This is a genomic window from Streptomyces sclerotialus, from assembly GCF_040907265.1.
Lineage (GTDB): Bacteria > Actinomycetota > Actinomycetes > Streptomycetales > Streptomycetaceae > Streptomyces > Streptomyces sclerotialus.
On the sequence record NZ_JBFOHP010000002.1, the window covers coordinates 15,370 to 27,259 of the forward strand.

Annotated in this window: 11 protein-coding genes and 1 pseudogene; 6 read left to right on the top strand and 6 right to left on the bottom strand. The window is 70.5% G+C overall.

The annotated features are described in order from the left end of the window. Nucleotides 1–6: 6 nt before the first annotated feature. Complete coding sequence (locus tag AAC944_RS00160) at nucleotides 7–1,128, bottom strand: epoxide hydrolase family protein (protein ID WP_030622641.1); 1,122 nt, start codon at nucleotides 1,126–1,128, stop codon at nucleotides 7–9. 52 nt (nucleotides 1,129–1,180) lie between these two features. Then, a complete protein-coding gene (locus tag AAC944_RS00165; RefSeq protein ID WP_030622642.1) occupies nucleotides 1,181–2,626 on the bottom strand; it encodes an MFS transporter in 1,446 nt (481 codons plus the stop codon). 78 nt (nucleotides 2,627–2,704) lie between these two features. Here AAC944_RS00165 and AAC944_RS00170 point away from each other — a divergent pair, with 78 nt between their 5' ends. The 4 genes and pseudogenes from AAC944_RS00170 to AAC944_RS00185 form a co-directional block, all read left to right on the top strand. After that, the gene (locus tag AAC944_RS00170; RefSeq protein WP_368397350.1) at nucleotides 2,705–3,262 is read left to right on the top strand and encodes a CGNR zinc finger domain-containing protein; all 558 of its coding nucleotides are present in this window, start codon (nucleotides 2,705–2,707) and stop codon (nucleotides 3,260–3,262) included. 165 nt (nucleotides 3,263–3,427) lie between these two features. Continuing rightward, nucleotides 3,428–3,745 (top strand): hypothetical protein, encoded by a 318-nt coding sequence (locus AAC944_RS00175; RefSeq protein ID WP_196943294.1) that lies wholly within the window; start codon nucleotides 3,428–3,430, stop codon nucleotides 3,743–3,745. Between the two features lie 513 nt (nucleotides 3,746–4,258). Continuing rightward, on the top strand, nucleotides 4,259–4,435 hold the full coding sequence (locus AAC944_RS00180) for a hypothetical protein (RefSeq protein ID WP_196943295.1): 177 nt from the start codon (nucleotides 4,259–4,261) through the stop codon (nucleotides 4,433–4,435). 116 nt (nucleotides 4,436–4,551) lie between these two features. Beyond that, a pseudogene (locus AAC944_RS00185) lies at nucleotides 4,552–5,073 on the top strand (helix-turn-helix domain-containing protein); the annotation flags it as partial. Nucleotides 5,074–5,417: 344 nt separating this feature from the next. On the opposite strand, the gene AAC944_RS00190 reads toward AAC944_RS00185, so the two are convergent. After that, complete coding sequence (locus AAC944_RS00190) at nucleotides 5,418–6,659, bottom strand: MFS transporter (protein WP_368396718.1); 1,242 nt, start codon at nucleotides 6,657–6,659, stop codon at nucleotides 5,418–5,420. 313 nt (nucleotides 6,660–6,972) lie between these two features. Between AAC944_RS00190 and AAC944_RS00195 the strand changes: the two genes are divergently transcribed. Beyond that, a complete protein-coding gene (locus AAC944_RS00195; RefSeq protein WP_368396719.1) occupies nucleotides 6,973–7,938 on the top strand; it encodes a LysR family transcriptional regulator in 966 nt (321 codons plus the stop codon). A gap of 1,345 nt (nucleotides 7,939–9,283) precedes the next feature. Here AAC944_RS00195 and AAC944_RS00200 read toward each other — a convergent pair. Next, nucleotides 9,284–10,087 carry an SDR family NAD(P)-dependent oxidoreductase gene (locus AAC944_RS00200; protein WP_030622666.1) on the bottom strand — a complete coding sequence of 268 codons (804 nt, stop codon included), beginning with the start codon at nucleotides 10,085–10,087 and terminating at the stop codon, nucleotides 9,284–9,286. A gap of 82 nt (nucleotides 10,088–10,169) precedes the next feature. Between AAC944_RS00200 and AAC944_RS00205 the strand changes: the two genes are divergently transcribed. After that, a complete protein-coding gene (locus AAC944_RS00205) occupies nucleotides 10,170–10,757 on the top strand; it encodes a TetR/AcrR family transcriptional regulator (RefSeq protein ID WP_030622668.1) in 588 nt (195 codons plus the stop codon). A 39-nt stretch (nucleotides 10,758–10,796) separates the two neighbouring features. Here the strand turns inward: AAC944_RS00205 and AAC944_RS00210 are convergent, their stop codons facing one another. Both AAC944_RS00210 and AAC944_RS00215 read right to left on the bottom strand, forming a co-directional pair. Next, the gene (locus tag AAC944_RS00210; RefSeq protein ID WP_196943297.1) at nucleotides 10,797–11,165 is read right to left on the bottom strand and encodes a hypothetical protein; all 369 of its coding nucleotides are present in this window, start codon (nucleotides 11,163–11,165) and stop codon (nucleotides 10,797–10,799) included. 318 nt (nucleotides 11,166–11,483) lie between these two features. Next, the gene (locus AAC944_RS00215) at nucleotides 11,484–11,855 is read right to left on the bottom strand and encodes an AQJ64_40280 family protein (RefSeq protein ID WP_030622670.1); all 372 of its coding nucleotides are present in this window, start codon (nucleotides 11,853–11,855) and stop codon (nucleotides 11,484–11,486) included. Nucleotides 11,856–11,890: the final 35 nt, after the last annotated feature.

Here is an 11,890-nt window from a genome sequence, read left to right on the forward strand (position 1 = left end):
GGACAGTCAGCGGAACAGGCGGAAGAAACCGCGCACCTGCTGGACCAGCGACTCCGGTTGCTCCAGCGCGGCGAAGTGGCCGCCGTGCGGCAGCTCCTCGAACCAGCGCAGGTCGGTGAACCGCAGCTCGGCCTCCCGCCTCGACGGGCGGGTGATGTCGCGTGGGTAGACCGACAGCCCGGATGGCGCGGTCACCTTGTCCCGGAAGTTGGCGAAGCTCTCCCAGTACAGGCGCGCCGACGACGTGGCCGACGCGGTGAACCAATAGACCGAGATCTCGTCGAGGATCGTCTGCCGCGACAACGCGTCCTCGGGATGACCGTCGTTGTCCGTCCACGCCCAGAACTTCTCGGCGATCCAGGCCGCCTGCCCGGCCGGGGAGTCGGTGAGGCCGTAGCCGAGCGTCTGCGGCCGGGTCGCCTGGATCGCCGAGTATCCCCGGCCGGTGCGCTGCATCTCCTTCTCGGCCTCAAGATTCGCCAGCTCCGCGGGCGTCGGGTCGTCGAACGTGCCCGCCGCCACGGATCCCAGGTTCAGGTGGACGCCGGCGACCCGATCGGGCGCCACGTCGCCCAGCGCCCCGGACACCGCCGAACCCCAGTCACCGCCCTGCGCGCCGTACCGTTCGTAACCCAGCGAGACCATCAAGGTGTCCCAGGCGCGCGCGATACGAGTGATGCCCCACCCGGTCGTCGACGGCTTGTCACTCCAGCCGTACCCGGGCAGCGACGGTGCGACCACGTGGAACGCGTCCGCCGGGTCACCGCCGTGCGCGCGGGGGTCGGTCAGCGGGCCGAGGACCTCCAGGAACTCGAGCACCGAACCCGGCCACCCGTGCGTGAGTACGAGCGGGAACGCGTCCGGCTCCGGCGAGCGGACGTGCAGGAAGTGGATGCCCAGCCCGTCGATGGTGTCGCGGTACTGCGGAAACACGTTCAGCCGCTCGGCGAACCCGAAGTCGTAGTCCTCGGCCCAGCTGCGGCACAGCTCCTGCGCATACGCCAGCGGCAGCCCCTGTGACCAGTCGTCCACCGGCTCGCGCTCGGGCCACCGTGTCCGTCGCAGTCGTTCACGCAGGTCCGCGATTTCGGCTTCGGTGATGCTGACCTCGAATGGCTCGGCGGACATGACAAGGCTCCTTGCTGGTCGAGGCGTTGTCGGATCAGATGCAGGTGGACTGTCAGCGCGGGCTCCCCCGCGTGGCGTCGGGTTCGGAGCGGCGGTCGGCGGTTGGGCGCCGGGTCAGGCTGAGGACGAGTCCGGCCAGGGGAAGCGCCGCGAGCACGGCGAGGGCCACCGGCGCCGGCACGATGCCGGACAGACCTGCGACAGCGGCCGGACCGATCCCGCCGCCCAGGACGTTCATGAAGTTGAGCAGGCCCTGTGCGGTGTGGCGGTCGTCCGCGGCGACCAGGTCCGGCGCGAGGCTCACCAGTACGGCTTGGGCACCGGCGAACCCGCATACGGTCAGGGCCGTGCCGAGGACGATCGGGGCCGGCGCGGTGGAGGCCGCGACCACGAGCACGCCGATGACGGTGAGTGCCGCAAGCCCGGCCGACACCTGCCAGCCGGTGAACCGGTCGGTCAAGGTGCCGACCAGCCGCCCGGCCAGCACCGAGCAGGCGGCGGCCGGGACCAGGAGCACGCCGGCTTCCAGGGGGCCACCGCCCGTGGCCTGCTCGATCAGGGACGGGGCGCGGAACAGCACCCCGTAGTAGCCGGCGAAGACGGTCCCGCCGATGAGCCCGGCCGCCAGGAAGCCGCGGGATGCGATCACCCGCCGAGGCACGAACCCGTCGGGCGTGCTGCGCACGCGCCACCACAGTCCCACGGCGGCGAGCGCCCCGGCGGCGGCCACGACGAGCGTGAGCGGAGCGTGCAGGCCGACCGAGTGTGCCTGCAGCAACGTGATCAAGGAACCGGCGAGTACCGACAGCACGGCCGCGCCGACGATATCGAGTCGCTCGGTCGAGCCGTTGCGCTCGCCGCTACCGCTCCGCGTCAGCGCGCGCCTGCTCGGCAATGCGGCCAGCAGAAGGGGCAGTGCGAGGACCGGGATTGCGAGCACGGCACGCCACCCGAGCCATGCGGTCACCGCTCCGCCTATCAGTGTCCCGCACCCCGACGCCGTCGCGCTGGCCGCCGCGATGATTCCCAGCACGCGGACCCGTTGCCGCCCGGGAAGGGCGGTGGCCGCGGCAAAGACGGCGATCACCGTCGCGCCCGCCCCAGCGCCGCCGATCAGTCGGCCGACGATCACGACGGACAGTGCCGGCCCGGCGCCGGCGAGCGCGGAGCCCGCGGCGAGCGCCACGACCCCGGCGACCAGGACCTGGAAGGGGCTCCAGCGGACCAGCAGCCGACCCGCGACCGGCATCGCGAGCGCGGAGGTCAGCGACCACGCGGCGAGAATCCATGCGGTGGCCCCGAACGGCACCGCGAGTGCGCGGCCGATGGCCGGCAGGGCCACCGACGGCGCTCCCAGTGCCACGTACATCGGCAGCACCAGCATCCCCAGGGTCAGCCCCAGCCGACGCCCGCCCGGGGCATCCGTTCGCTCCGGTGCCGGAGCACCTCCAAGCGGGATCGTCTGCGGCGCCGTCCCCTGCCGGGTACGTTGTGACATGTGAAAGCTCCTTTGCGTGTAACGTTACGGAGCAGTGAGGAGATACGTCAATTGCGGAATGCGTATTACAGCCCCTTGGTGGTCCAGACGGCCGTCGATCTGGCCAACACCTTGCGGCCGGTCAAGGGAGAGGACGCGCTGGAGACCGTGGAGCAGCTCCGGGACTTCCTTGACGACCATCCCGCGGCTGAGCCTCCGAGTTCGGCAGCGAACCAAGGGACCGGTCAGCGGCATCTCACCCGCGCCGACCTGACGGAAGTCCGCGCGTTGCGCGAGACGGTGCGTGAGGTGCTCGAACGCGCGAACACGGACGCGGTCGAGGCTGCGGCTCTGATCAATGACGGTCTGCGTCGCAGCCGCGCCACCCCCGTACTGCGCCACGAGGACGACCGCTGGTGGACCGAGGTGACCTCCGACACCGACCGCTGCGCGGCGCACCTTGCCGCGACTACGCTCAGCGCACTGGCCTCCGTGATCGCCACGCTCGGTCCCGCTCGTCTCGGCGTATGTGCCGGGCCGACCTGCCGGGCCACTTTCGTGGACCTCTCGCGCAACGGCTCGAAGCAGTACTGCACCCGAACCTGCGCACACCGGGCCAGCGTCGCGGCCTACCGGAGCCGACGCAGCCCGCGTTGAGCACCGGCACCCGACCCTGCCAGGCCGACTCCGGGTTTCGTCCGGGCCCGCCTTCGACGAACTCGTTCGTGCCTCCGAGGGCGTTCCTCGCGATGCCCCTGCATCGCAGCGAAAGCCGCAATGCAGGCCCGAGACCGCACGTAGGCGGCCACCGCGGCGAAGGTGATGAGGGCTCCGGTGGTACTGATCGGCTTCGGCCTCGGCATGATCGGCGGCCCGCTCGCCGACATGTCACTGGCCAAGGTCCCGCACGAGGACGCCGGCTCGGCCTCGGGCCTGTTCAACACCGTCATGCACCTGGGCATCGCCCTCGGTACCGCGCTGACCGCCCTGGTGTTCTTCCGCCACCACCGGCGGCTCACCCGACGCCGGCCTCAACCGCGACGCGTTCCTCACCGTGCTGTGGTGGGACGGCGGCCTCCTCGCCCTGATGTGGACCCGATGTTCTGCCTGCCCAAGCAGGCGAACATCTCGGCTGACTGAGCCACCCAGCAGGTCGGCTCAGGCACTTTCGGGTGCCCGGGCCGACAGCCGTCCTCGTCCTGACCGTCTTCGGCGGCATCGGGGTCCCGGAAGGGGTGCAGGGCCCCGACCCGAGAAGCTGGAGGTGATGTTGAACAGGCAGCGGCCCAGGAAGGTGGTGTGACAGCGTCCAGGTGGCCATAGCTCACGAGATCAACGGTTAGGGTCAGCCGCTGCCTGCTTCCCGTACGCCGCGTACGGCCTCGCGCAGGTCGAGGACCTTTACCCCGTCGATCTGCTCGATGCTCCCGGAGCCGAACCGCACCCACAGCGGGACGGCGCCGGCGTCGCGGGCGAAGGCGAGCTTCTGCCGAGATCATCGCCGCGCACCGGCTACCCACGCTCTCGCCGCTGGCCGCTGGCCGCGCTGACCATCGCCCGCCGCTCAGTATGGGTGACCTGCGAGGACGGCACGGTGTTCCTGGCGCCGCAGACCGGCGGCGGCTACACCTACGGCTATGGGGGCGGCGGCCGATGGCCCTGGCCCGGCTCATCGGCCTGCTGCTGGACGACATCACCCACGCTGCGCCCGGGTACGACGGAATCCGCCCCGCGGCCGGCCTGCGCCGCGCCGTGGAAGAGGACTGGAAGGGACGCCCCGCGCCCTTCACCCTGCCCCGGGCGGAACTCGAAGCGCTGCGCGACGGATGACCATCTCCCGGATGTCGGGCCGCGGCCCGGCCGTTGAGCGCGGTCGGCCCGCGCGTCCGTCACGGGTGACGACGCACAACGAAGGGCCGGCCCGGACGCTTGAGTTCCAGTGGTCGTTGCAACACCCCAGTTCAGGGGATGCAGAGGACTTCGAGATCCGTGGGGACCGGACGGCTCAGTGGCCTGTGAAGCTGAGCCGGGAGCGCGCGGAATACTCCCGGCTCATGCAGCAGGGCTACAGCAACAAGGAAGCCTGCCGGGCGGTCGGTATCAACGCCCGGACCGGCAGGAAGTGGCGCAACGGCCGTAGTGCCGACCGTAGGCAGAAGGCGGCACCACCGATCAATGCGGTGGTGCCGCCTTCCGGCCCGTCCCGGTATCTGAGTGTGGCCGACCGGATCTACATCGCCGACCGACTGCGGGAGAAGGCGACGGTCCGGGCGATCGCCGCGGAGCTGGGCCGCAGCCCGTCCACCATCAGCCGGGAGATCCACCGCAACCGCACCGCCGGCGCCCGTGGCCAGTGGCACTACCGCCCGCACGCCGCGCAGGCCCGGGCCGACGCCCGCCGGCCCCACCTCAAGCCGAGGAAGATCGGACAGGACCCCGAGCTGCGAGAGTTCATGCAGAAGCGGCTCGGCGTCGGGGGAGGCCGGCGCGGCGCAGGAACTCCACGATGTCCATGTCCCTGTGGGCGAGGCCAAGGATGGTGCCGTCGATGTGGACGCGGCGGCCGCCGGTGCCGGTGGGCGGGTGGTGAACCGGGCAAGGAGAGCCGGGGCCGCAAGCGGGGCATCGCCACCGACATCCTGGGGCTGCTCATCGCAGTGGGCGCAGACCCCCATCACAGACGCCTACACCCTCGATTTGTGCTATCTGTGACCTCCCAAGGACGAAGAGGGTGAAGGTGCCGGAGAGGATGAAGGCGTCGAAAAGGAGCAGTGACCTCCGCGGCACGCTGCTGTCCTCAAGGCCGACGACGTCAGGTCACCAGGCGTATCGCCAGCCCGATGAGGGCAAGTACTGCGACGCCCAGGACGCTCGCGCCGACCATGGTCCACAGGTCTTGCAGTCGGCTCTGGCGGCGCCACCAGTTTCGTACGCTCGGTGCGTCGGCTGCGCCCGCCAGGCACAACAGCAGGGAGAGACCGGCTCCGAGGAGGCACACTCCCGTCCACCCGGCGTGGGCATGTACTACGCCGACCAGGGCTGAGCCGATCGCGCCGCCGGCGAAGTAACACGTCATGTATGCCGAGGTGATACGCCCGCGTGCCTCCGGCCGCAGGGCGTAGATCAGCGATTGGTTGGTGATGTGTACCCCCTGGTGGGCTAGGTCCAAGAGGACGATGCCGACGATGAGTGCGGCCAGATGGTGTGCCCCCAGGGCCAGCAGTCCCCATGAGCCGAGCAGGAGGATGGCTGCCGTCATCGTGGTCAGTGTGGTGCGTCCTCGGTCTGCCAGCCGCCCGGCGAGCTGGGCGGCGACTGCGCCCGCGGCGCCGGCGAGACCGAGCAGCCCGATCTCGCCGTCCGACCAGCCGTAATCGGGGCCGGAGAGGAGAAAGGCCAGCGACGTCCACAACGCGCTGAAGCAGGCGAAGGCCAGGAGACCAAGGGCGGCACGGGCTCTGAGGACCGGTTCCTCGACCAGGAGACGTGCGGTGGAGCGCAGCAGTCGCGTGTAGCGCAGACCGGCCGATACCTGGAACTGCGGCAGTGCCCGGCGCAGGGCGACGGTGAGAACGAGCATCGCCGCGGTCGCGGCCCAGTACACGGTGCGCCAGCCGCCGACGGCGGCCAGGGCACCGGATGCCGTGCGGGCCAGGAGCATGCCCAGCACCAGCCCGCTCATGACCGTTCCTACGATCTGGCCGCGCCGGTGCGGCGCGGCCAGATCGGCGGCGAACGGCACCAGGACCTGGGCGGTCACCGACAGCAGACCGGTCAGCGCGGTGCCCATCAGCAACAGTGGGGCGCTGGGAGCAACCGCTGTCAGCGCCAGGGAGCACGCCGTGGCCAGCGTCAGGCCGCACACCAGCCGGCGCCGTTCCAGCAGGTCGCCCAGCGGCAGGAGGAAGACCAGTCCGAGTGCGTATCCGACCTGAGCGACCGTCACCACCAGCGCGGCCGAGGTGGCCGACAGCCCCAGGTCTGCGGCGATGGTGTCCAACAGCGGCTGGGCATAGTAGTTGCTCGCCACGCACAGGCCGACGGCCACGGACATCACGGTGATCGTGCCGCGCCCCGGGCCGTCGGTGGTGGCATTTCCTGCGGGGTGCCCGGCCGCGCCTGCGGCAGGTGGTGGTTGTGCGGCTGAGGAAGCCGGGGGACAGGCCATATGCGTCGCCTTCCGGTGTCGTTCGTCGGCAAAGTACGTCTGTGGTTCGTCCGTCGGTACACGGAACCTGTGGTTCGTCTGTCGGCACACAAAATCTGTGGCTCGTCGGCGATGAGCGGTGCAGTGTCCGCGCCGCCCGTCGGATGGGGCCGGTTTCATGCTCTCCGCACTGTTCGCATGAATCCAACAGATGGTTGTCATGCGATCGATCGCAATCCACGATGGATGGGTGGAACTCCGTCAGCTCACCTACGTCGTTGCCGTCGCCGAAACGGGCAGCTTCACTCGCGCCGCACATCGCTGTTTCGTGGTTCAGTCCGCGCTCAGTCACCAAATCGCCCGACTGGAGCAGGAGTTGGGTACCCGGCTGTTCGAGCGGACGAGCCGGCGGGTGCGGGTGACTGCGGCCGGCGAGGCTTTCCTCGGGCCCGCACGCGAGGCCCTGGCCGCTGTGGAACGAGCCGGTGCCGAGGCAGTGGCCTGCGGCAGTGAGGTGCGCGGTCAGTTGAGCCTCGGCATCATCGCCCCGCTCACCGCGGTGGATTTGCCGGGCCTGCTCGCTGCCTACCGGGGCCGGCACCCGGATGTGCACGTCACCCTGCGTGCCCGACCGGTCCGGGACTTGTTGCAGCAGGTACGCGAGGACGCCCTCGACCTCGCATTCGTCGATATGGGTCCCGGCCGGCTTCCCGCCGGACTGGCCGGGCGGGAGCTCGCACACGAAGACCTGGTCGCCATCGTCCCGCACGGACACCGGCTGGCCGATACGGCGCAGGCTACGCTCGGCCGGCTGGCCGAGGAAACAATGATCGACATGCCTCCGGGCTCCGGCATCCGCCGGCACAACGACACGGCGTTCGCGACGGCGGGCGTTCCCCGCACCGTCGCCTTCGAGGCCGACACCATGGCGCTGCTGGAGGAGCTCGTGGGGCGCGGCCTGGGCATAGGTCTGGTACCCGCTGCCGCCGCCACGCGTATGCCCCAGGTGAGCGCGGTAACCGTGACGGATGTGGCCCCGCGAACGGTGGGCGCCGTCTGGAAGGCTTCCACGGCAACACCCGCTGCCCGTGCCTTCCTCCAACTCCTGCAGCACCACATGCCGCACATGTCTCCCTCTTTTCCCGAGGGAGATGCTCCAGGAACGGCCCGAGGCGCGCCGAGCTGAGATACCGGTTGGGGCTGGCCACCCGTACGCGTCGCGGGCAGCAGGCAGCTTCGAGCTCAGCTCGCGAACATCAGCCATCCGCCAACAGCTATTTCGAGCACCGGGTGCGGCACTACGACTCCCGGTACACCGAAGAGATCACCGACCAGCTCGCTTCCCTGACCATGCCGGTCCGTATCCTCCGGGGCGAGCGCGACCAGTGGCAGCCCCAGGCCTACGCGCGCCGGCTCGCCGAGGACATCCCCCGGCGCCCGCCTCACCGTCACCCCCAGGGCCGGACACTTCTTGATGGAGGACGCACCCGAGCGCGTCACGGAAGAGCTCCTCGACTTCCTTGCCGACCAGCGCTCCTGTGGTCACCGCAAGACGGCCTGGAGGATCTGTACGGAGATCCCCGCGCGATCCGGCGCCGGTGGGCCCACAACGTCCGCGGCCACGGCATCGACTCCGGGCACCACTGCTCACCGCCGCGACCGGCGACCAGTATCGTCCGCGGTCGGCTCTCCCACCGGGCGACCGGCGCTCCTACGGCCACACCCTGCTGGTCTCCGACCTCACCGCCGTCCCGCCGGAGGTGTGGCTCGGCCTCGTGCCGGCCCTCACATGCCTGGGCATCGGCGCGCTCTTCGCCTTCCCCCTCCGGTTCCCCCTCCGGGTCCGCAACGTCACCGTCGGCGCGCTCACCGGCCACCGCACCCACGCGCAGCCGCTGACCTCTCGCCAGCTGACCGACGCCCTCGCCCTCGCCGACGCCACCGCACACGCCGCCTTGAGCCAGCCTTGCTGGCTCACCGACCTCTTCGCCCTCCCCTTCTCCCCCGCCCACCAAGCCGCCGGTATCCTCGCCCAGCACCACGGCCTCTCCCCCGAACACGCCCTGGCTGCGCCTGCGCAGCCACGCCCTCACCCACGACCGCGCCCTCCTGGCCACCGCCCGCGCCGCCTTGAGCGGCGACCTCCTGCTGGAGGAGACCGACTGACCACGGCGGCGCCCGCGAGTGTGGCCACACTCGCGGCTCAGAGTCTGGCCGCAGGTCCGCTGGCTGCCATGGAGTGGCCACAGAGTCCCCGAAAGCCGAGTAGCCGAGTCCGGGTCGCGCACAGGCTCTGTCAAGGGGCGTTGAAGTCGAACCGTGCCAGGAGCGTGCGTCTCGCGCGGCCGCACCCACGGTCGATGCGGCTACGGGCTCTGCGGTCCTGCTACCTCGCCCTGGGCCGTCCAGGTCTTCAGGACGCGCTCGCAGCCGTCGGTGTCCTCACCAGCCGGATCACCACGGTCGAGACGCTGCCGTAGCGCCCGCAGATTGTCGTGCTTCGGGAGTCACTTCGACCTTTCCGCCCATCGTCATGCCCCCTTGGCGGTGAGCCGGCCGATGGCCCGGATGACCTGGCGCCGGGTGGCCAGGCGGCGGGCGAGGAAGGCCATTATCCGGTTCATGCGGCCTGCGATGACGCTGGGCGGCGGGTTCCTGCGGTCCAGGGCGGCCAGCGCGGTGCGGACGACGTCGACGGGTGAGGCGAGCCTGGTCCCTCCGGCGGCCTGTGGGGTGCCCACGACGTCGAAGAACTCGGTCCGGGTCGCGCCGGGGGACAGGGCCAGTACCCGTAGACCGGTGCCGCGTGACTCCTCCCACAGAGCCTCGGTGAGGCTGAGCACGAACGCCTTGGTCGCCCCGTAGAGCGCCATGCGCGGGTTGGGCTGGTAGGCGGCCATGCTCGCCACGTTGACCAGTACCCCGCGGCCCGCGGTACGCAGTTGGTCGATGAAGGCACGGCTGATGTCGGCGACCGCGGTCACATCGACCGCGATCTCCCGGCGCAGCCGGTCCGGGTCCGCCTGGTGGAAAGGGCCGAAGGTGGCGAACCCGGCGTTGTTGATCAGGCTCGTGACGTGCAGGCCGAGCTGGGCCACCTGCGCGGCCAGCGCCTGCCCCGGGTGGTCCGTGGCCAGGTCCATCTCCACCACGTGCACCTGGATCCGATGCTGTTCGCGCAGCTCGGTGGCCAGCTTCTCCAGGCGTTCCCTGCGGCGGGCGACCAGCACCAGGTCGGAGCCGCGGGCGGCGAGCTGGCGGGCGAACTCGGCGCCGAGGCCCGCGCTGGCCCCGGTGATGAGGGTGGTGTGTCCGTGGTAGTCGACGGCCGACATGGTCATCCTTCTTTCAGTCGCTGCCTTCCTGGCAGTTAATGCCAAGTAGGCGGTCGCTGTCCAGAGGCATATCCTGACGTCCATGACGACCTTGTGGGAGCGTTCGCGACAGGTCGCCGTCCAGGCGATCCTGGATACGGCGGTACGCCTGTTCGCCGAGCAGGGCTACGAGCAGACGACGATCGCGCAGATCGCGCGGGAGGCGGGGGTCTCGCAGCGCTCCCTCTTCCGCTACTTCGGAACCAAGGAGGACCTGGTCTGCGGCGACCAGGAGGCGCTGGGCGAGCTGCTGAAACGGACCGTCGAGCAGCAACCGGCCGAGATGTCCGCCTGGGATGCCCTGCGCGCCGGATTCGAGGTCATTCTGACCGCCAACCACCCCCCTGAGCGTGCGCTGGAACTCTCCCGCCTCATCTTCGACACGCCCTCGCTGCATGCCCGCTACATCGAGAAGCGACTGCGCTGGCAGGCCGAACTCGTCCCCATCATCCGGGCGCGGCTGGGCAACGGCTCCGGCCGCCCGGCTCCCGACACGCAGGCCAAGGCGATCGTCGCGACGGTCTTCGCCTGTATCGACACGGCAACCGAACTCTGGGCCGGACATGACGGACGGATCGACCTGGCAGATCTCTACGACCAGTGCCTCGCGGCGGTGCGGGACCACGGCTGAGGCACGTATCCCCGCCACGCCTTCGCGCAGAACCCGACGTCACCGCGCGTTTGCCTGCGACGCGAGCATCTGATCGGCGTCGAGGGGCCGCGAGCGCAGGATGCGGCCGGCTGCGCGCAAGGGGGCCGTGTCCCGTGGAAGGACGGTCTCGATGTCTCGGCGCCGGTCATACAGGACGGCCGGCTCGGCGGCGGGATGGCGTGGTGGGCCGTGCAGCGTGGTGACCGGATGGTGCTGGGGCGACGGGTGCCGTCCATGGCGGTCCGGCTGTCCCGGCAGCTGATCACCCGCAGGGAGCAGGGAGAGGTCGGTGGACCTCGGCCGCACCGGCCGCGGCGCAATCCAGCAGGTCAGCCGGTCATCGGAGTAGCGGGCAGTGACCATGCTGAGATGGGTGCCCTCGGACAACAGCCGCCCGTTCCGCACCCGTCACAGCAGATCGGGGTCGACGGCCTCCCGCGGGGCCTCCAAGCCGTCGTAGCAGCGTCGGCCAGCAGCATGCCGGGCCGCAGCGACGACGGCAGTCCTCGGATCTGCGGCTGTTCGGTGTGGCCGTGGCCGAAGACGGCGCCGACCGCGGCCCGGCTGCCGCACTCGCCCAGGACTGGGAGCCGCAGCCGGGGGCAGCCGGCTGGATGAGGCGGACCTTCGGGGGCGCCTTTCGTTCGGCTCGCTGCTCTGACCGAGTCGCTCATCCCGTGTGCAGTCCCTGCTCCACGGATGAGGTCAGGCCTGGCCCTCATTCAGGGCAGCTTGGGCGGCGGTCTGCGCGTCCGCGCCCAGCACCTGGTGCACAGCCATACCTGGCAACGCGGGAAGGTACGCCCAGTGCGTCACGGATTCGCTGCAGGGACGGCCGTAGGGCAGACGGACGACACGATCGGAGTCGACGAAGCAATCGCGGTACTCGGTTCCGTCGTCGCCGACGTGGAGTGTGGTGAAGTGCATGGGCAGCACCAGCCAGAAGTCCTCCCCGGCCGCCGCATCGGACTCCGCCGTACTGTCGGGCGGATAGCGACCCCATGTCGCCGCTGCCACGGGCAGCCCCTCCTCCGGCAGTCCCTCATCAACGTTCACCCACTTGACCACTGCTTCCACGGCTGCTCCCGAGTTCGGTCCTTCTGGACTGCCCC

Bases quoted from the DNA above. Each gene is read 5' to 3' on its own strand.
- AAC944_RS00160 (WP_030622641.1), bottom strand. From the start codon at position 1,128: ATGTCCGCCGAGCCATTCGAGGTCAGCATCACCGAAGCCGAAATCGCG.
- AAC944_RS00165 (WP_030622642.1), bottom strand. From the start codon at position 2,626: ATGTCACAACGTACCCGGCAGGGGACGGCGCCGCAGACGATCCCGCTT.
- AAC944_RS00175 (WP_196943294.1), top strand. From the start codon at position 3,428: ATGAGGGCTCCGGTGGTACTGATCGGCTTCGGCCTCGGCATGATCGGC.
- AAC944_RS00180 (WP_196943295.1), top strand. From the start codon at position 4,259: ATGGCCCTGGCCCGGCTCATCGGCCTGCTGCTGGACGACATCACCCAC.
- AAC944_RS00190 (WP_368396718.1), bottom strand. From the start codon at position 6,659: ATGTCCGTGGCCGTCGGCCTGTGCGTGGCGAGCAACTACTATGCCCAG.
- AAC944_RS00195 (WP_368396719.1), top strand. From the start codon at position 6,973: ATGCGATCGATCGCAATCCACGATGGATGGGTGGAACTCCGTCAGCTC.
- AAC944_RS00200 (WP_030622666.1), bottom strand. From the start codon at position 10,087: ATGTCGGCCGTCGACTACCACGGACACACCACCCTCATCACCGGGGCC.
- AAC944_RS00205 (WP_030622668.1), top strand. From the start codon at position 10,170: ATGACGACCTTGTGGGAGCGTTCGCGACAGGTCGCCGTCCAGGCGATC.